Source organism: Streptococcus sp. NPS 308 (assembly GCF_002355895.1).
GTDB lineage: Bacteria > Bacillota > Bacilli > Lactobacillales > Streptococcaceae > Streptococcus.
In genome coordinates this window covers 999,293-1,017,257 of sequence record NZ_AP017652.1, presented here as the reverse complement: position 1 = coordinate 1,017,257, position 17,965 = coordinate 999,293, and the positions used below count along the sequence as shown (strand labels likewise).

Annotated in this window: 21 protein-coding genes and 1 pseudogene; 17 read left to right on the top strand and 5 right to left on the bottom strand. The window is 36.0% G+C overall.

Annotation, left to right across the window (positions count from 1 at the left end):
• The first annotated feature begins 96 nt into the window (after positions 1-96).
• The 3 genes from SNAG_RS05320 to msr(D) all read left to right on the top strand — a co-directional run bounded on the left by SNAG_RS05320 (position 97) and on the right by msr(D) (position 3,453).
• Positions 97-267, top strand: a complete 171-nt coding sequence (locus SNAG_RS05320) for a hypothetical protein (RefSeq protein ID WP_000873143.1) — start codon at positions 97-99, stop codon at positions 265-267.
• Between the two features lie 385 nt (positions 268-652).
• The gene (gene mef(A) / locus SNAG_RS05315) at positions 653-1,870 is read left to right on the top strand and encodes a macrolide efflux MFS transporter Mef(A) (RefSeq protein ID WP_000417519.1); all 1,218 of its coding nucleotides are present in this window, start codon (positions 653-655) and stop codon (positions 1,868-1,870) included.
• Positions 1,871-1,989: 119 nt separating this feature from the next.
• Complete coding sequence (gene msr(D) / locus SNAG_RS05310) at positions 1,990-3,453, top strand: ABC-F type ribosomal protection protein Msr(D) (RefSeq protein ID WP_000420313.1); 1,464 nt, start codon at positions 1,990-1,992, stop codon at positions 3,451-3,453.
• Positions 3,454-3,570: 117 nt separating this feature from the next.
• On the opposite strand, the gene SNAG_RS05305 is transcribed toward msr(D), so the two are convergent.
• The 4 genes from SNAG_RS05305 to SNAG_RS05290 are packed head-to-tail and all read right to left on the bottom strand — an operon-like array spanning position 3,571 to position 4,815.
• The gene (locus SNAG_RS05305; RefSeq protein ID WP_001072467.1) at positions 3,571-3,870 is read right to left on the bottom strand and encodes a DUF5960 family protein; all 300 of its coding nucleotides are present in this window, start codon (positions 3,868-3,870) and stop codon (positions 3,571-3,573) included.
• Complete coding sequence (locus SNAG_RS05300; protein WP_000567222.1) at positions 3,857-4,225, bottom strand: hypothetical protein; 369 nt, start codon at positions 4,223-4,225, stop codon at positions 3,857-3,859. The genes SNAG_RS05305 and SNAG_RS05300 overlap by 14 nt, the downstream gene beginning before the upstream one ends.
• A 12-nt stretch (positions 4,226-4,237) precedes the next feature.
• Positions 4,238-4,573, bottom strand: a complete 336-nt coding sequence (locus tag SNAG_RS05295; RefSeq protein ID WP_000806926.1) for a DinB/UmuC family translesion DNA polymerase — start codon at positions 4,571-4,573, stop codon at positions 4,238-4,240.
• Positions 4,570-4,815: a hypothetical protein gene (locus tag SNAG_RS05290; protein ID WP_001813542.1), complete on the bottom strand. Its 246-nt coding sequence runs from the start codon at positions 4,813-4,815 to the stop codon at positions 4,570-4,572. Before SNAG_RS05290 ends, SNAG_RS05295 begins: the two co-directional genes overlap by 4 nt.
• Positions 4,816-5,231: 416 nt before the next feature.
• Here SNAG_RS05290 and SNAG_RS05280 point away from each other — a divergent pair, with 416 nt between their 5' ends.
• From SNAG_RS05280 to SNAG_RS05225, 12 genes are all read left to right on the top strand, one after another.
• Positions 5,232-6,203 carry a DUF6892 domain-containing protein gene (locus tag SNAG_RS05280; RefSeq protein WP_096407249.1) on the top strand — a complete coding sequence of 324 codons (972 nt, stop codon included), beginning with the start codon at positions 5,232-5,234 and terminating at the stop codon, positions 6,201-6,203.
• A gap of 71 nt (positions 6,204-6,274) precedes the next feature.
• A complete protein-coding gene (locus SNAG_RS05275) occupies positions 6,275-6,946 on the top strand; it encodes a hypothetical protein (protein ID WP_096407246.1) in 672 nt (223 codons plus the stop codon).
• Positions 6,947-7,005: 59 nt separating this feature from the next.
• The gene (locus SNAG_RS05270) at positions 7,006-7,668 is read left to right on the top strand and encodes a DUF443 family protein (RefSeq protein WP_096407244.1); all 663 of its coding nucleotides are present in this window, start codon (positions 7,006-7,008) and stop codon (positions 7,666-7,668) included.
• Between the two features lie 173 nt (positions 7,669-7,841).
• Positions 7,842-8,603: a hypothetical protein gene (locus SNAG_RS05265; RefSeq protein ID WP_096407241.1), complete on the top strand. Its 762-nt coding sequence runs from the start codon at positions 7,842-7,844 to the stop codon at positions 8,601-8,603.
• Between the two features lie 29 nt (positions 8,604-8,632).
• Positions 8,633-8,992 carry a hypothetical protein gene (locus tag SNAG_RS05260; protein WP_000841611.1) on the top strand — a complete coding sequence of 120 codons (360 nt, stop codon included), beginning with the start codon at positions 8,633-8,635 and terminating at the stop codon, positions 8,990-8,992.
• Between the two features lie 170 nt (positions 8,993-9,162).
• Positions 9,163-10,044 (top strand): diacylglycerol/lipid kinase family protein, encoded by an 882-nt coding sequence (locus SNAG_RS05255; RefSeq protein ID WP_000710098.1) that lies wholly within the window; start codon positions 9,163-9,165, stop codon positions 10,042-10,044.
• A 63-nt stretch (positions 10,045-10,107) separates the two neighbouring features.
• Positions 10,108-10,599, top strand: a complete 492-nt coding sequence (locus tag SNAG_RS05250; RefSeq protein ID WP_096407239.1) for a phosphoribosylanthranilate isomerase — start codon at positions 10,108-10,110, stop codon at positions 10,597-10,599.
• 176 nt (positions 10,600-10,775) lie between these two features.
• On the top strand, positions 10,776-12,515 hold the full coding sequence (locus tag SNAG_RS05245; RefSeq protein WP_096407236.1) for a glycoside hydrolase family 13 protein: 1,740 nt from the start codon (positions 10,776-10,778) through the stop codon (positions 12,513-12,515).
• Positions 12,516-12,671: 156 nt separating this feature from the next.
• Positions 12,672-13,544, top strand: coding sequence for a DUF4300 family protein (locus tag SNAG_RS05240; protein ID WP_096407233.1), 873 nt, complete (start codon positions 12,672-12,674; stop codon positions 13,542-13,544).
• A gap of 14 nt (positions 13,545-13,558) precedes the next feature.
• Positions 13,559-13,741 (top strand): hypothetical protein, encoded by a 183-nt coding sequence (locus SNAG_RS05235; RefSeq protein ID WP_096407231.1) that lies wholly within the window; start codon positions 13,559-13,561, stop codon positions 13,739-13,741.
• 4 nt (positions 13,742-13,745) lie between these two features.
• Positions 13,746-14,057, top strand: coding sequence for a hypothetical protein (locus tag SNAG_RS05230; protein WP_096407228.1), 312 nt, complete (start codon positions 13,746-13,748; stop codon positions 14,055-14,057).
• A gap of 33 nt (positions 14,058-14,090) precedes the next feature.
• On the top strand, positions 14,091-14,897 hold the full coding sequence (locus SNAG_RS05225; protein WP_096407225.1) for a hypothetical protein: 807 nt from the start codon (positions 14,091-14,093) through the stop codon (positions 14,895-14,897).
• Between the two features lie 32 nt (positions 14,898-14,929).
• Here the strand turns inward: SNAG_RS05225 and SNAG_RS05220 are convergent, their stop codons facing one another.
• Positions 14,930-15,949, bottom strand: a complete 1,020-nt coding sequence (locus tag SNAG_RS05220) for a hypothetical protein (protein WP_096407223.1) — start codon at positions 15,947-15,949, stop codon at positions 14,930-14,932.
• A 120-nt stretch (positions 15,950-16,069) separates the two neighbouring features.
• On the opposite strand from SNAG_RS05220, the gene SNAG_RS05215 reads away from it, so the two are divergent.
• Together SNAG_RS05215 and SNAG_RS05210 are read left to right on the top strand one after the other, a co-directional pair.
• Positions 16,070-16,576 carry a YfbM family protein gene (locus SNAG_RS05215; protein WP_096407220.1) on the top strand — a complete coding sequence of 169 codons (507 nt, stop codon included), beginning with the start codon at positions 16,070-16,072 and terminating at the stop codon, positions 16,574-16,576.
• Positions 16,577-16,607: 31 nt separating this feature from the next.
• A pseudogene (locus tag SNAG_RS05210) lies at positions 16,608-17,460 on the top strand (CbrC family protein).
• Positions 17,461-17,965: the final 505 nt, after the last annotated feature.

Sequence of the window (17,965 nt, the reverse complement as noted above, 5' to 3'; positions counted from 1 at the left end):
TTAAAAAAAACTATTTTAAAGGTTAAGAGTAGACAAAAATTGTCCACTCTTTTTTGCAAACTCAATTTATCAATAAATGAAATGAGGGAATGTAAAATGAAATATTTTGAGGTTGAGTTAGAAAATCCTGATGAATTTTTAAAACTACAAACAGAAGATTTTGTGAAAGCTAATCGCTTGCTACTAAGGAAGATAATCCAGAGCGTTACAGTCTATGAAGAAAACTTCGTCATATCCTTTAAATCTGGCATCGAATTGGAAGTATGAGTCTCATTCCATAACTTTTATATTGAACATATCATCTTGTTGTGTTATACTATAAATTGATATAAACAAAGATGTAGGAGGAACCGAAACTATGACAGCCTCAATGCGTTTAAGATAAGCTGGCAATAAAAAAAGCAGAATCTATACCCGATGATAGGCTTTTTTGTTGTGCTTATTTATACGATATTGAGCATTCATTAGTTACGGTGAGGATATTGGTTATTTAACTATACCTTTATTTAACTATGTCTTTAATATGAATGTTTCCAAATTGTATGTATGCAGACCAAAAGCCACATTGTGGGGTTTGGCCTGCATTTTTTATTGCCTAGAATGCTATTCAAAATAGAAATTCAAGCAAAATAATATGCAGGAGATAATATAAATGGAAAAATACAACAATTGGAAACGAAAATTTTATGCAATATGGGCAGGGCAAGCAGTATCATTAATCACTAGTGCCATCCTGCAAATGGCGATTATTTTTTACCTTACAGAAAAAACAGGATCTGCGATGGTCTTGTCTATGGCTTCATTAGTAGGTTTTTTACCCTATGCGATTTTGGGACCTGCCATTGGTGTGCTAGTGGATCGTCATGATAGGAAGAAGATAATGATTGGTGCCGATTTAATTATCGCAGCAGCTGGTGCAGTGCTTGCTATTGTTGCATTCTGTATGGAGCTACCTGTCTGGATGATTATGATAGTATTGTTTATCCGTAGCATTGGAACAGCTTTTCATACCCCAGCACTCAATGCGGTTACACCACTTTTAGTACCAGAAGAACAGCTAACGAAATGCGCAGGCTATAGTCAGTCTTTGCAGTCTATAAGCTATATTGTTAGTCCGGCAGTTGCAGCACTCTTATACTCCGTTTGGGATTTAAATGCTATTATTGCCATCGACGTATTGGGTGCTGTGATTGCATCTATTACGGTAGCAATTGTACGTATACCTAAGCTGGGTAATCAAGTGCAAAGTTTAGAACCAAATTTCATAAGGGAGATGAAAGAAGGAGTTGTGGTTCTGAGACAAAACAAAGGATTGTTTGCCTTATTACTCTTAGGAACACTATATACTTTTGTTTATATGCCAATCAATGCACTATTTCCTTTAATAAGCATGGAACACTTTAATGGAACGCCTGTGCATATTTCTATTACGGAAATTTCCTTTGCATTTGGGATGCTAGCAGGAGGCTTATTATTAGGAAGATTAGGGGGCTTCGAAAAGCATGTATTACTAATAACAAGTTCATTTTTTATAATGGGGACCAGTTTAGCCGTTTCGGGAATACTTCCTCCAAATGGATTTGTAATATTCGTAGTTTGCTGTGCAATAATGGGGCTTTCGGTGCCATTTTATAGCGGTGTGCAAACAGCTCTTTTTCAGGAGAAAATTAAGCCTGAATATTTAGGACGTGTATTTTCTTTGATCGGAAGTATCATGTCACTTGCTATGCCAATTGGGTTAATTCTTTCTGGATTCTTTGCTGATAAAATCGGTGTAAATCATTGGTTTTTACTATCAGGTATTTTAATTATTGGCATTGCTATAGTTTGCCAAATGATAACTGAGGTTAGAAAATTAGATTTAAAATAAACAATATTGGAGGAATATTTATGTATCTTATTTTCATGTAACTCTTCCTGCTAAAATCGCAGGGTTTTCCCTGCATACAAGCAAATGAAAGCATGCGATTATAGACAGGAGGAAATGTTATGGAATTAATATTAAAAGCAAAAGACATTCGTGTGGAATTCAAAGGACGCGATGTTTTAGATATAAATGAATTAGAAGTATATGATTATGACCGTATTGGTTTAGTAGGAGCAAATGGTGCTGGAAAAAGCACTTTACTCAGGGTACTTTTAGGAGAATTAACTCCCCCAGGATGTAAAATGAATCGTCTGGGTGAACTTGCCTATATTCCCCAGTTGGACGAAGTAACTCTGCAGGAGGAAAAAGATTTTGCACTTGTAGGCAAGCTAGGTGTTGAGCAATTAAATATACAGACTATGAGCGGTGGTGAAGAAACAAGGCTTAAAATAGCACAGGCCTTATCGGCACAGGTTCATGGTATTTTAGCGGATGAACCTACGAGCCATTTAGACCGTGAAGGAATTGATTTTCTAATAGGACAGCTAAAATATTTTACAGGTGCACTGTTAGTTATTAGCCATGACCGCTATTTTCTTGATGAAATAGTAGATAAAATATGGGAACTGAAAGATGGCAAAATCACTGAGTATTGGGGAAACTATTCTGATTATCTTCGTCAGAAAGAGGAAGAACGTAAGAGCCAAGCTGCAGAATACGAACAATTTATTGCGGAACGTGCCCGATTGGAAAGGGCTGCGGAGGAAAAGCGAAAACAGGCTCGTAAAATAGAACAGAAGGCAAAAGGTTCTTCAAAGAAAAAAAGTACTGAAGACGGAGGGCGTTTAGCTCATCAAAAATCAATAGGAAGTAAGGAAAAAAAGATGTATAATGCTGCTAAAACCCTAGAGCACAGGATTGCGGCCTTAGGAAAAGTAGAAGCTCCGGAAGGCATTCGCAGAATTCGTTTCAGGCAAAGTAAAGCATTGGAGCTCCATAATCCATACCCTATAGTCGGTGCAGAAATTAATAAAGTATTTGGGGATAAGGCTCTGTTTGAAAATGCATCTTTTCAAATTCCGTTAGGAGCAAAAGTGGCGTTAACTGGTGGTAATGGAATCGGAAAAACAACTTTAATCCAAATGATCTTAAACCATGAAGAAGGAATTTCTATTTCGCCTAAGGCAAAAATAGGTTACTTTGCACAGAATGGTTACAAGTACAACAGTAATCAGAATGTTATGGAGTTTATGCAGAAGGATTGTGACTACAATATATCAGAAATTCGTTCAGTGCTAGCATCTATGGGGTTCAAACAGAACGATATTGGAAAAAGTTTATCTGTTTTAAGCGGTGGAGAAATTATAAAATTGTTGCTTGCTAAAATGCTCATGGGTAGATATAACATCCTAATAATGGATGAACCCAGTAACTTCCTTGACATACCAAGTTTAGAGGCTTTGGAAATACTAATGAAGGAGTACACCGGAACTATCGTGTTTATCACCCACGATAAACGATTACTCGAAAATGTAGCAGATGTAGTTTATGAAATTAGAGATAAGAAAATAAATCTGAAACATTAAATTTAAGGTAGTCGCTGGTCAGTATAGTCTGTTCTGGTTGGCGACTCCATTGTTAAAGAGTATAAAGACTTTAGATTTTATGAATATTAAAAATAGGAACAGTCAATTGAACTGCTCCTATTTTTCTGCTAAATATATTGTAGTTTTCTTATATGTATAATGATAGATTAGCGGATTCTCATCTACGGTACTTACTTCAAATATGAAGAAGTGATCGCGGTTATCTCTGGACTTTTCCTTATTGAGGACAAAGTAATTCTTACGTGAAGTCGCCATTGTTTTTAGGATATCATCAGTTAGGAAGGTCAATGGAATATTCATGTTAGAGTAGCGGTAGAAGTCACGTTCAAAATCTTGGTAGCTCTCGCTATAATAGTCCATTTGTAGGTGATTACGCTGAAACTCAAGCTGATTCATAGAGCACCTCCTCGACAAGTTCAATACTAATAATGTCTTTTAATTTCAAATTGATGTGACCTGTTGTAGTTTTTATCAAAATGAAATCTTTGGTCAGACTTGGTATTGTTCCAGTGTAGGAAACACGCTTGTTTTTTTCAATCACTTGAATGCGTGTGCGTAGCTGCCCGGCGTATACTTGACTGAGGAGTAATAATTTCTTCTCTAGTGATAAGTCAGACATGTACGTTACTTTGTTTGTATCATCAGAGAGTGCTGATGCATGTTCAGATAGGAAAAAGCCCATCCATTTTTGCATCTTTGTATCCTGGTACTCTCTTGCTGATTGAAATGGTAAATATGAACGGTCAATCATATCAAATCCTTTCTATGCAGAGGCAAGGGTATTTTTATCAAATTGAATCGTAAAACCTTGAATTCCCCCACCTGTGTAACATTCTTTAAAGCGATTGATTACCTCAGTATAGATTATCACAGATGAGCTTGTTGGCTTAATGCTAAATGTAAATTCCAATGGTAATCGGTTTTCAGATTTAGCATGTACTAGTCGTATCGATATTTCAGTTGTTTTGAGTTTTCTCTGACGAAGTTTTGAAGTTGCTGTTTCAACGATTCCATGTAAAAATCTTTCAAGCATTTCAATATCATTACATCCTTTGCTACGGATTTCTGAAAATTGTACTGTATTTTTTTCTTGTTTCATTTTAATCCCTCCAATCCACCCGCGGAATGACCACCGATAAGTTTACTGCGTTCAATATTTCTGGAACCTTCAGTTAGGACGGTTCCTTTTTGTATGGCTAAAAAACCAAACTGTTCTCTGACAACATCAATAGCTGTCTGAAGTCTATTATCTTTTTCAATTTGTTCTACATCATCAAAGAGTGATAGTAGAGTATAGCTTTCATCTACGAAGCCACTATAAGATACACCAATTTGTCTCACTGCACCAGAGGTGTATTTTTTCGGAATAATACAAGTACATGACTCACCATTGTTTTGGGGAGATTTGCGGGTTCAATTTTATTCTGAGCATTTATAGATTTTTTCATCTCAGTCCTAGAATAGCCAATATGAATAGAAACGACAGTAGTCAATACTAGGGCTACTGTTCCGTTCCACAGTATCATTTAAAAATCATTTTCACACCCTTTCGTCTATTAGTATAGAAGAAAGCTCTCAGCACATGCAGAGGCGGTAAGTCTATTAGTGAAGAGTAATTAATTTTCAGAAGGCTTCCTGCTTTTTTAATCCTACGGACGAAAAATACGGCAAAACTTTATTTTATACAGTAAATTTTCTGATGTTAGAAAAATAGATTTGATGCATTTAGATAAACAAATTATAAATAGGAGAATCAAATGTTTAGTTTTTTTAAAAAGAAAAGTCCTAAAAACCTCGAAATCAATTTTCATGACAATTCAATGGTAATGAACGGAACCAGCTTGTCTTTTCCTTTATCTTTGAAAGATATTGAAGCTGTATTAGGAAAGCCTGATCAGGTTGTCAAAAAAGAAAATAAATACATAAAGTACATTTACGACAATGCTGGTATTGTATTTGAACATTCGTTTTCTGTCAAGAATCATTTAAAGAAATGCAGGGTCTATATTGATGATGAGCATCTACTTTCTACTATCAGTTTCTACTTTGGTGATGTTGTAAAACCTATGTTTGGGGAAGAAGAATTACCCAAGATGCCTTGTCAAGCCGTAGTATCCACTGATGGGAAGCCTCCCTATTTTCTTTATGATAGACACAGAACTGGGGATTTCAATTTTATTTTATGGACCCCTCGTGGAACCAATTTTAATGGAAGACCAGATGTAATGAGATATCCACTCACCATTTCTTACTATCCAGAAATCAAGCATGAACGTCAAAAATCAAATCCAAAAGTTGTTCAAGAAAAATATCTTCATTTTGATAATCTGAATTTTAAACTAGCTATTATCCAAGTATTGATGTATGATTTAGAGGTTTTAAAGCCAGCTTTTGATATTTTTGATTTTTCAGAGGAATTTAGCGAGTTGGATATTGATACAGAAAGTACAGAACTTGTCGAGCCTGCATTAGAATACTTTAAAAATTTTCAGATTTCACAGAAGTATGCAAGTCTTGTAAAAGAGATTGATATGGATGGCGGTAATGAAATCTTTATGAATCTGATTCCTCAGTGGGATGGTGAGGATAGTATTTTTGATTTGAATGAGGTTAGTTTGGCTGAATTAAAGCAGTTCCGAAATTTAAAACAAGCGACAATCATGTCAAGTAATTTTGAACAAGTTAAGGAAACTTTTGCTGCAGCTGGAGTTGATGTAGAACTAGTGTAAGTTAAACTAAACATTTATAAATTTTTGAAAAAATCTTACTTTTATGACTCGAAAAAAGGATTAAATAAAATATGAAAAAGTTTAAATGGTGTTTATGGTTAACTGGAGCTCTTTTTATTCTTATGACAGCACCTTCATTGAATGCTTGTAGTTTGGTTAGCGAAACCATTCCCCAAAATAGAACAAAGGAACAGTACGATTTTGAAAAAACGTTTGATCCCATGTTTAAATTTTTGGAACAAGAGCAGAAGGATTTTAATGGGCTGGAAGCTTATAAAAGTAGAGTCTATATAAAAAATGGTGACGAAGTCAAAAGATATGAAATTGACCTAGACATTACCAAGGCAGAGGGTAAGGGTGACTATAGAATACAAATCGGAGAAAACAAAAAAACGGTTCCCGTTAGTTATTCTAATGGCAAGTTGCATTACGATTCGGAGATAGACCCTTTATTTGATGAAGAGATTCTTAACTTAGTTGTCAAAAGAGATGTTTTTGACTCCTTGAATATAAAAAGAACGATAAAAACTGGTACAACAGAGCTTAATGAAATTATCTACCAGTCAGACACTCACTCTGAACTCTTTCATAAACTGAAAAGCAAATATGATTTACCAGAGGAAACAACATGTCAAATTAGAATAAATCACTCAGATAAAACAAATTATGGGATCACAATACAGTTAACATCGAAAGAGATGTCTGTCAAAATTGGTTTAACTATTATTAAAAAACGGGGCTAACGATTTAGGAATGTTATTGAAAAGAGTTTTTTAACTCTGAGAAGAATTTAAAGGTGACTATGAAAGTAAAATTTAAAGAAACGAATAAAGTATTTTTCAAAATAGTAGAAGTAGAGGGAGAAAAGTATATTCTAGATTTGACGACTGTTAGACCAAAATCCTATTTCTGGGGTTCTATTCCTGATGAGATTACTGCAAAAATGCAAAAGTTAGATAAAAGAGATACGCGTTTTGAAAGTGTGGCTCCAACTATGAGTAAATCAATTGGGATTGCAATTGGTACAGCAATAGGGGGATCTGGCTATCGGCTTGTGACAAATTTTTTTAGAAACAATGGGATTAGTCACAACCTTCCTTTAAAGATAGGCTTATATGGCCTATTCATTTTCCTAGCTTATCTTGCTTTCTGGTTCATTGCCATAAGAGCTCGTCATAGCGTCCAAAAAAGACTTGAGAATAAAGTTTCAAACTATCAAATAACCTTTAAACCAGTTGGAAATAAACGTCAATTAAAACATTACAAACTTCTTCCTTTTATCCTTGTTCCGACTCTTGGATGTTTTGCATTTTATCTATATACAGTTAATGGAACAGAGGGAGCCCTACTTGTTATTAATAGTATTCTATTATTGGGACTTTTTACAGTGATTTTAGGCATGTCACCACTCCGAGAAAGTGTCGAAAAGCAAGAGATTATTTTTGATAGAATAGAGAAGTTATAAGTTAAGATGAAAGATGAAAGCTATTTTATGATCCTCTTTTGCAGGTCACATTGGGCTATTTTATCAGAAAAAATTATGTAATAGCGAAGAAAGTGTTTATGTTGCTCAATGACTCATTTAAGGTTCAGAACTTCTCTCGTAATGCCACATTGTAATTTAGAAAAGGAGTAAAAATGAATTATTTAGAAATACGCAAGAAATATGGATTTTATAGACAAGTCGTGATTGTTTTGGCTGTTCTTCTCAGTCTTTTTATAGCTTGGATGGTGAAAGATAGGACTATTCAAACCTTTTGTATTTTATTCATAAATGCACTCTTATTTCTTTTCATTGCTCTAATCAGAAGAGGGTATTTAAGGAGTGGTACTAAGTTACTGCATATGGACTTAGATTTACTATCATGGCAGCAATACATTGAGTTGAACAAAAGTGCAAAAAGAGCTCTTATAAAATTGGATGTGACGCTAACATCTGTTGGGTATTCCTATATGATTGGTGATTTCGATGCTGCCATTAAGGAGGCTTCTGAAGCAATGACTGATCAAAAACTGAAGCCGAAATACAGGGATTTCTTAGAGAGTTACCTCGTTCGTTCGACAGTTCTTGCAAACCCTAATCTGACCAGGGACCAGCTTGATCTTATATTAAATAAAATGTCCATATCAGATCCAACTCTAGCTGAGAGAACAAAAAACGTGAGTTTTGCTCTATACGATTTAACAATTGCTCATCAATCCAATGATTACTTTGAAGAATTGGAAAACGAATTTAAATATCAACAATTGGAAATCATTTACTATCAAGCTTTGAACTCTAAATTAAAAGGAGATATGACTAGGGCGAATGAGTTGTTTAGAAAACTCGCTCAAGAAGATGAACAGCTCTATATCGTACAGAAGTCTAAAGAATTTTTAAAAAGTGAATCTATTAATTAGCGATGGATAAGTACAGAAAAGGATTGAATATGAAATCAAACAGTTTATTTTTTTTTAATGGAATTTTTGCTTTAACGTGCTCTCCCATTATTGCATTTGCATTTTTCTATAGATGGGAGATAAGATTTATCAATGGGGCTCTTCATTTTGTTGATAAACCAGCATGGGCTTTCTCAGTAAATTTAATTAGTTTTATATTTCTTGTTTGTTCCATACTTGCAATTTTCATTTATAGAAAAGAATCAAACGGTCGTAAGAAAAGTTTTTTGTTTCTCTTAGTTGCATCTATCACAGGTTTTATCCCCTTCCTTTCATTTTTTTCAGCAATTTTTGCTCTTATTTCTGGGATTTTATATTTGGTTGATTTTAATCGATTGGTAAAAAAATAAACTAGAAGGTATTTATCATTTTCAGCATATCTAACTTTTTTTAGAACTGATTCTCTCAATCTCCGGTACGTCAGATTTCTCTTTTCTGTATTTTCATTGTATAATAGGGGTACATTTAGTTTCATATAATGAAATATAAAGGTTTCAAACGAATATTAAGGAGAAAATCAATGAAAAAAGCAATGTTAATTATCAATCCTACCTCTGGTGGGGAGAAGGCTTTGGATTATAAGGTCAAGCTGGAGAATAAAGCAAAAGAATACTTTGAATATGTTGAAACCAAAATTACCGAAAAAGCGTTGGATGCAACAATTTTTGCTGAAGAAGCGTCTCGTGAGGAGTACGATGCAGTGGTTGTTTTCGGTGGAGACGGGACTGTCAATGAAGTCATTTCAGGTATTGCTGAGAGAGATTACATTCCTAAGTTAGGGATTATCCCTGGTGGGACGGGTAACCTCATTACGAAACTGTTGGAAATCAATCAAGATATCGATGGCGCGATAGATGAACTCGATTTTAACTTAACCAACAAGATTGATATCGGTAAAGCAAATGACAACTATTTTGGTTATATTTTTAGTATCGGTTCTCTGCCTGAGGCGATTCACAATGTTGAAATCGAGGACAAAACAAAATTTGGTATCTTTGCCTATGCTGTAAATACCATGAAGTCTGTCATGACGGATCAGGTCTTTAACATTAAGGTTGAGACTGAAAATGGAAATTATGTTGGTGAAGCTAGTCATGTTTTGGTTCTCTTGACAAATTACTTCGCTGATAAGAAAATCTTTGAAGAAGACAAAGATGGCTATGCCAATATTTTGATTCTAAAAGATGCTTCTATATTCTCAAAATTATCCGTCATTCCTGATTTACTAAAAGGAGATGTTGTCGGCAATGATAATATTGAGTATATTAGAGCGCGTAATATTAAGATCTCTTCAGATAGTGAATTGGAGTCAGATGTTGACGGTGATAAATCGGATAACCTACCTGTAGAAATCAAAGTCCTAGCTCAGCGGGTAGAAGTATTTTCAAAACCGAAAGAGTAGAAGGTAGAAATTAGTTTATTTTTCACTGCGAAATCGAGTTTCATATCAATGATTGGAGGAGGAATGAATTCTCTATTTGATGAATTTCGAACAATTTGTTCTCATTTAAATCAAGTCGGAATCACTCCGACGCTCATGGGCTCTTTGGGTTTTGAATACCGTTCAAATGAAGAATGGCAGCCGTCTGACATTGATATTCATGTGCCTGGTGACCCTAGAGGTTGGGATGCGCCTGATCATCTCAGGATTTATGACTGGGACAAGATAATGAAAGTGATGAACCACTTAGGCTATACCTTGGTAGATATTCACGAGCACGAATTCCAAAAAGATGATCTGAGTGTCGAGTTTGGAAGTATCGATTCTTTACCTGATTTTGCAGGAGTTTCGGAATCGGATATAGAGCTGATTCATCTTGAAAACATCACTTTTCGCGTTCCAAGTTTAGAACAGTATTTAAGTATTTACAAGGCTTCTTCCCAAGATTCCTATCGAAATGACCACAATAACAATAAGGATTTTAAAAAGATAGAATGGCTGGAAAGACATTTGTAAATCATCATTTGAAAAGTAGCAGGTTGTAAGACTGGCTGCTTTTTTATTTATATAAACAATCCACTCAAAACTACAGACAAGGCTTGAAAATAAAATTTTAAAGTAGTATACTAGAATCAAGACTTTGAAAACGTTTGCGCAGCAAGATGAATAAAAGTAAACTAGGAGACAGAACAATGGAATTAACAGCCATTTACCATAGACCAGAGTCGGAGTATGCTTATCTTTATAAGGAAAAGATAATGCATATTCGTATCCGGACTAAGAAAGATGATATTGAAAGTATCCATTTGCATTATGGAGACACTTTTATCTTTTTAGAGGACCATTATGAAGCAAGCAAGGCGATGGTCAAAGTAACTTCCGATGCCTTATTTGATTACTGGCAAGTGGAAGTTACGGTTGGCTATGCGCGACTCCAGTATCTCTTTGAACTCAAGGATAAGCAAGGTCAGAGTATTTTTTATGGCGATAAGGGATGTGTTGAAAACACGCTAGAAAATCTTCATTATGAAGGAAATGGATTTAAAATTCCTTATATTCATGAGATTGATGCTTGTCATGTTCCTGACTGGGTAGCAAAGACGGTATGGTACCAGATTTTCCCAGAACGCTTTGCTAATGGCAATCCTGAGATTTCTCCAGAAGGGGCTCTGGCTTGGGATTCCTCTATCAAACCAAAGACGAGCGATTTCTTTGGTGGTGATTTACAAGGTATCATTGACCATCTGGATTACTTGCAAGACTTAGGGGTCACAGGACTTTATCTCTGTCCGATTTTTGAATCCCCAAGCAATCACAAGTATAATACGACGGATTATTTCGAAATTGACCATCATTTTGGAGATAAGGAAACCTTTCGTAAACTGGTGGAGGAGGCCCATCAGAGAGACATGAAAATCATGCTGGATGCTGTTTTCAATCATATCGGGGATCAGTCTCCACAGTGGCAGGATGTCCTCAAGCATGGTGAAAAGTCGGAATATAAAGACTGGTTTCATGTTCAGGAGTTTCCAGTGAGCAAGAATAAGCTGGGAAACCCAAGAAAACTTCCTTATCATACCTTCGCTTTTGCCAGCTATATGCCCAAGCTCAATACGGCCAATCCTCAAGTGAGGGACTATTTGTTAAAGGTTGCGACCTACTGGATTGAAGAGTTGGGTATTGATGCTTGGCGCCTGGATGTGGCAAATGAAGTAGACCATCAATTTTGGAGAGATTTCCGTAAGGCTGTCTTGGCTAAAAAGCCTGACCTTTATATTCTTGGAGAGGTCTGGCACACTTCTCAGCCTTGGCTAAATGGAGATGAATTCCACGCAGTCATGAACTATCCTCTCTCCGACAGCATCAAGGATTATTTCTTGCGAGGGACTAAGAAGACACCTCAATTCATCAATGAAATCAATAGCCAATCAATGTACTATAGACAACAGATTTCGGAAGTGATGTTTAATCTTCTAGATTCTCACGATACGGAACGCATTTTGGCTACTGCCAAGGGAGATGCCCAACTGGTTAAGTCTGCCCTAGCTTGCCTCTTTCTACAAAGAGGGACACCGTGTTTCTACTATGGAACTGAGTTGGAGTTAGATGGAGGACCAGATCCGGATTGTCGTCGTGTCATGCCTTGGGAACGTGTTTCCGATAGCAATGAGATGTTGAATTTTATGAAGAAGTTGATTCAGCTTCGTAAGGAGGTTTCAGGCATTATCCAACATGGCACCTATAGCCTAAAAGAAATTAAGCCGGACGTGCTAGCTCTTGAATGGGATTATGATGGACAAAAGGTCCAAGCTATTTTTAACCAATCAAGTGAAAACTATCTTGTAGACCGTGATTCTGTAGTGCTAGCCAGTCATTGCCAAGAATTGGGACTGCAACTGGCGATTTTGCCTAAAGGTTTTATCATCCGATAAAAATCGTACTCAAAAAGACTGTTATGAATAGGTGATTCGTGCAGTCTTTTTTTGACTTATGTAGTATAATAAAGCTAAGTCACGGATTATCGGATGAGGTATTAGTGAAGAGTGTTTAAAGAAAAATAGAGACTTTTGCTTTAGAAAGGAAATTTCATGAAACGAACGAGAAAAGTAGTAGCCTTGGGACTGTGTTTGCCCTTATTTCTTGGATTGGCTGCTTGTCAGCAAAATAATACGAGCACTGAAGCTGCAAACCAGACACAGACCAGCTCAGATAAAGTTCCTTGGACGGCTTCATATTCCAATCTAAACGGTCAAGTCAGTACCGAAGAGGTCAAATCTTTCTTATCAGCTCACTTGGACCCAAATAGTGTTGAGGCATTTTTCAATCTTGTCACAGACTATAATGCGACTGTCGGCTCCACTGGCTTAAGTGGAAATTTTGCCTCCTTTACGAAGACAGAATACGATGTAGAGAAAATTAGTAATCTATGGAATCAAAAAAAGGGTGACTTTGTCGGAACCAACTGCCGCATCAATAGCTATGCGCTCTTGAAAAATTCGGTCACAATTCCAAAGCTTGAAAAGAATGATCAGCTACTTTTTGTGGATAATGATGCTATCGATAAGGGAAAGGTGTTTGATGCGAAAGACAAGGAAGAGTTTGATATTCTATTTTCTAGGGTGAAGACGGAAGCGACTACGGATGTAAAAGTTCACGCGCAGAAGATGGAGAAATTCTTCTCCCAGTTTCAATTCAATGATAAAGCTCGGATGTTGTCTGTTGTGTTGCACGATAATTTGGATGGAGAGTTCCTTTTTGTTGGACACGTTGGTATTTTAGTGCCAGCTGATGATGGTTTCTTATTTGTAGAAAAACTGACTTTTGAAGAGCCTTATCAAGCTATTAAGTTTGCGAGCAAGGAAGACTGTTACAAGTATCTATCCACCAAATATGCGGATTACATAGGTGAAGGACTAGCTAAGCCATTTATTATGGATAATGATAAGTGGGTTAAATTCTAAAGGAAGGCATTGAAATGGAAGTAGTACTGGTATTCATAATGATTGTCTTAGTCGGAGTATGGGCTGTTTGGGTTATCAAAGGAAACCAGCAGAGACCAAGAAATAATGAAAGATTTATTAGTTATATCAATCGATATGATGAAGATGGAGAACCCTACCAAGCTGAGGTTTGGGAAGTGACGGAAGATGAGGAGTAGACATATGAAATTACAAGATTTTACGAAACAAGAACAAGAAATGATTAAAAAGGGATTAACTTTTTCTAAACTGAGTGATAAAGAAACTGCTGACAAGATTATCGCGCTGATCCCTCAAGAATACATTAAGCGTATTCCATTTTTTGTTAGAAAACATGCGATTACACGTACGATTAAGAGAATCTCGCTCGAGTATCCAGAGTTGTATGCTGTAGCTGAACAAGAAGGCCAACTTCCCGAAAAGGAAGCTCAAGAATTGCGACAAATTCTTACAGATATTTTCCAAGAGAAAATGAATAAGCATAAGATTAAATAAGCTTTGAGATTTAATAAGATATAGGAGTTGAGTATGGCTATTGATGGCGTTAAAATAATTGACAGTGATCAAGGTTATGATATTTACAATGAAGTAGTCGGTCGCTATAGAGACGGCGAACAGGTGGCGAACATTATAAAGGATATCCTCGATGAGGAGAAAGATTACTGTCAAACAGACTTTTTTACAGAAATTTATTGGACTGCTCTTGCCTATTCACTGTGGAAGATTGGTCACCTGACAGACGATATCAGAGATAAAACCTTGGAGCTTATCAAAAAAGGTCCTGATCCATTTTGGTTGGAAATAGACTCAAAGGCTTTGAAGCAAAGGCAAAAGGTCTTGGAAAAACTTGCAGTTCAGTTGCTAACTGAAAATCCTAGGCCTCTAAAGGTCCCTAAAGCCAAAACCAAACGCAAACCTTACTTTGAAGAAGGAGATATCCTTGCTGTTAAGTTCGAAGATGAGTATGGTCTTGTCTTTGTATCTATGGTTGAGCAGAGTCCTAGAAAGCTTGAGTACCATCTAGCTTGCACGCGCCTCTTACAAACAAAAAAGCCCACCATCGATGATTTTTTGACCAGTCAAATCTCCTGTAAGATGGACAATACGAAGTTTGCTCTGGATACAGATTGCTGGTTCAATCACAAAGATTTAGGCCAATTATTAGATAATATTGAAAAAATTGGACAGGTGAAACTTAGACCTTTCAGTCTTTGGTTGTTGGCACCTGCTCAAAATTTAGAAGATATTTATGAAGAAATCACTAGAGATAAAGGTTCTTTTGGCCTTCGTTTCATCGAAACCTATAAACTTGTCGATGATATTTTTTCAGTCTAATGTCTATCTGATAAGTGGAAAATAAGGGTGTATTATTCCCACATGCTATGCTGGGCCCTGACTCCATAGCTATTAATCGAACCATCTGAATTGAACTTTGCTTCAATCCGGTACCTTTTCCAGAGGTCGTAATCTGCTGTTTGGATGGTTAAGATAAAGTTGTCATCCTTATCAGAGGCATTATAATCAGCAGGATTAACTTCAAAGATATCGATTAATTTTCGTGTTTGAAAATCTTGGAGCTTGAGATTTGCTAGCTTGACATGATTGATGGATATTTTTTCTAGTTGCTTGTTATCCTTAGGTGTTCTGTAATAGGTAATGACGCAGTTTTTGAGCTGATCAGTATCTTTACCTGTGGGAGTGAGGCTCATAAAGCCAAAGGACTGATTATCCCGCTTGACTTCGAGAAGTTGACCGTAGTAGAAGTGGTCGTTTTTTGGATTGGTGATGGAACTATCTGGATTTTTATCTTCGAAGCTAAAGCCTTGGTCCAAAAGCTCGGAAGCCTTGCTCTCACCGATAATTACAGTAGTATCTTGAATGGTTACTGGAACAGGTTGAGCCGGAAGACCACTCATCATCATGCAAAACATAAAAACATAACTCGTTAAAAAAGCTGTCCCGATAACAGCGTTGGTTGATGCATAGACATGACTGTTATGAAAGTTTTTTCTTATAGCCAGTACAACAAATTTGCCAATACTTTTTAAAACCATACTAACAAGTACGATAAAAAATTGTTTTTTCAAACATTCATAAATGGCTTGAGGAAAGCTATTACCATGATAGTAGAAGACAGTCAATACGAGTAGATTTACGATTAAATAGATTAGTAAGAACCAATGAATCTCTTTAAGGGCATTAGCATCAGTGATTTCTTCATAGTCAACGTGAATTCTTCCTTGAACAGCATGGCCAAGTTTATAAATCCATTTTGGGACATCTTTCCCTTGTCTGACCGCAACTACAAGTCTGATATAGAGATAGATAGTAAAGGATAAAGATAGAAAGAAAAGAGCATAAAACCCTAAAATAATACTAGTGAACATGACTACTTCTCCCGTTTTTCAATTGCTAGAGACAATTTTGTTAGCTACATTATAGCACTTTCTAGGGAAATAGAGCTAGAAATATCCATATGATACTAACTGATTCAAAGGAGTAACATCATGGGAATGATTGCCAATTATCAATATTTAGCATATAATGAATTAGAACAAATAAAAGGTCTTTCCAATCAAGAAGATGACTTGTTAGACTTTGCTGAGGATTCCACTGATAGTCATGATATCTTAATAGATATCGACAAAATGTGGGATGCCTTGGTCTTTGTCTTGACAGGATTTAGTAGTTCAGAATTTTTGGATGACAATCCCTTGAGAGAAGCTGTCTTGGGAGTGACCCCTTTAGAAAATGTTTCAGAATATATATCCTATACTGAACACTCAAAGATAGCTGAGATTGTTCAAGCTTTAGAGAATTTTGACATGGATAGGGCTCTGGCAGACTTTAGCATGGAAGCATGCAAGAAGGCAGATTTGTATCCCGATATTTGGGATTATCTTGATGAAGAGGAAGAAATCAAGGATGATATTCGAACCAGCTTTGTAAAAATGAAAGACTTTTACAAGAAAATCTTAGATTTCAAGGGAAATGTCTTAGTGACTATTTGTTAAGGTTTTTATAATCCATTAGAAAGGTAATCCTATGAATCCATATTTACAAAAATACATTACTTTAAAGAAGCAATATATAGCCCAAGAGGGCAATCCACCAAGTGTCTCAGCTCTTTATGAATTAGTTGATGAATTAGCTAAGTCTGATGATTTGGAAGCGAAGAAAGTCTTAGTAGATCTCTATGAGCAATTAGGTCTCTACGCTAGTGCCTATGATTTATTTACCAAAATAATCACTAAGCCAGATCGAAAACAAATTAAAAAATTAGCTCACTTAGCAGAGATGAGTCAAAGCCATGGAGATCGCTTTGCCCTTCCTCGTCCTCTAAGAAAAGAAGAGAAGAAGCAGAGAACAGAGCTATCACAGTCTTTGCCACATTTTATCTACCATCCAGATCCTCTATCAACGGGAGCTTTTGTAGAGGGAGAAGCCAAGCTTTGTCCATCTTGTGGGAAAGAAAGCAATATATATTATAACTTGATGCCTTATTGTATTGACAACATCAAAAATCTTTGTCCATTTTGTATTGCAAACGGGCTAGCAGCAAAGAAATTCGATGCAGAATTTGTTCAAGATGCTGAGTGTCAGGGTGAATTGGATCCAGAAAAAGACCAGGTGCTTTTTTTGCCAGACCCCTGGCTACTCTAGTTGGCAGGGAGAAAATTGGCTTTTTTGTTGTCAGGATTATTGTGCTTATTTGGGTACAGTTGGCACTCGAGAATTAAAGGCCATGGGAATTGCCGAGCAAGTCTTGGCAGACTATGAAGAGCGTGGAGAATATCAAGATATTGAAGAATACTTGGTTAAGGATGGCTCTCTTTGTGGCTACCTTTTTAGATGCCTTCACTGTCAAAAATACCAGATCGGGGTTGATGCTGATTAAGTTTTAATGATACAATTACATTAACATACATTCCTTTATATTCTTTTAATGTCTAATCTCTAATTTAATTTTAGAATATGAAAACTGGTGCATTGTGTCATAGTATACTTTTATTATCTTTTAAATCATCATATGAAGAATAGGAGCTACCAAACCTAGTTCCTATTTTATTATTTAAAGGCAAAGTTGAAATAGTTTTTAATTTTTAGATATATTAAAAATACGAACAAAAATTATTTTTTTTAAAAAAGCTTTCACAAAATACTTTACAAACTTGTATAAACATGATATAGTTATAAGGCTTAGAAAATGAGATGATGTTTTCTAGCAAATATAAACCCGAGTAAAAAATGCCTACGGACAGGCAGGGTTGAATGCCGAAGCGTGGTTGAAAAGCCACATTATTGATAGGGTTAAAAGCCTACTTTTATAAGTTGATGTTAGGACGCTTGTCCTAATTCATAAATTTTAGTGTGGTGAAAGCACACGTCATCTTGTGAAACGA

Bases quoted from the DNA above. Each gene is read 5' to 3' on its own strand.
- SNAG_RS05320 (WP_000873143.1), top strand. From the start codon at position 97: ATGAAATATTTTGAGGTTGAGTTAGAAAATCCTGATGAATTTTTAAAA.
- SNAG_RS05305 (WP_001072467.1), bottom strand. From the start codon at position 3,870: ATGAATCAGCTTGAGTTTCAGCGTAATCACCTACAAATGGACTATTAT.
- SNAG_RS05300 (WP_000567222.1), bottom strand. From the start codon at position 4,225: ATGATTGACCGTTCATATTTACCATTTCAATCAGCAAGAGAGTACCAG.
- SNAG_RS05295 (WP_000806926.1), bottom strand. From the start codon at position 4,573: ATGAAACAAGAAAAAAATACAGTACAATTTTCAGAAATCCGTAGCAAA.
- SNAG_RS05280 (WP_096407249.1), top strand. From the start codon at position 5,232: ATGTTTAGTTTTTTTAAAAAGAAAAGTCCTAAAAACCTCGAAATCAAT.
- SNAG_RS05275 (WP_096407246.1), top strand. From the start codon at position 6,275: ATGAAAAAGTTTAAATGGTGTTTATGGTTAACTGGAGCTCTTTTTATT.
- SNAG_RS05270 (WP_096407244.1), top strand. From the start codon at position 7,006: ATGAAAGTAAAATTTAAAGAAACGAATAAAGTATTTTTCAAAATAGTA.
- SNAG_RS05265 (WP_096407241.1), top strand. From the start codon at position 7,842: ATGAATTATTTAGAAATACGCAAGAAATATGGATTTTATAGACAAGTC.
- SNAG_RS05260 (WP_000841611.1), top strand. From the start codon at position 8,633: ATGAAATCAAACAGTTTATTTTTTTTTAATGGAATTTTTGCTTTAACG.
- SNAG_RS05255 (WP_000710098.1), top strand. From the start codon at position 9,163: ATGAAAAAAGCAATGTTAATTATCAATCCTACCTCTGGTGGGGAGAAG.
- SNAG_RS05250 (WP_096407239.1), top strand. From the start codon at position 10,108: ATGAATTCTCTATTTGATGAATTTCGAACAATTTGTTCTCATTTAAAT.
- SNAG_RS05245 (WP_096407236.1), top strand. From the start codon at position 10,776: ATGGAATTAACAGCCATTTACCATAGACCAGAGTCGGAGTATGCTTAT.
- SNAG_RS05240 (WP_096407233.1), top strand. From the start codon at position 12,672: ATGAAACGAACGAGAAAAGTAGTAGCCTTGGGACTGTGTTTGCCCTTA.
- SNAG_RS05235 (WP_096407231.1), top strand. From the start codon at position 13,559: ATGGAAGTAGTACTGGTATTCATAATGATTGTCTTAGTCGGAGTATGG.
- SNAG_RS05230 (WP_096407228.1), top strand. From the start codon at position 13,746: ATGAAATTACAAGATTTTACGAAACAAGAACAAGAAATGATTAAAAAG.
- SNAG_RS05225 (WP_096407225.1), top strand. From the start codon at position 14,091: ATGGCTATTGATGGCGTTAAAATAATTGACAGTGATCAAGGTTATGAT.
- SNAG_RS05220 (WP_096407223.1), bottom strand. From the start codon at position 15,949: ATGTTCACTAGTATTATTTTAGGGTTTTATGCTCTTTTCTTTCTATCT.
- SNAG_RS05215 (WP_096407220.1), top strand. From the start codon at position 16,070: ATGGGAATGATTGCCAATTATCAATATTTAGCATATAATGAATTAGAA.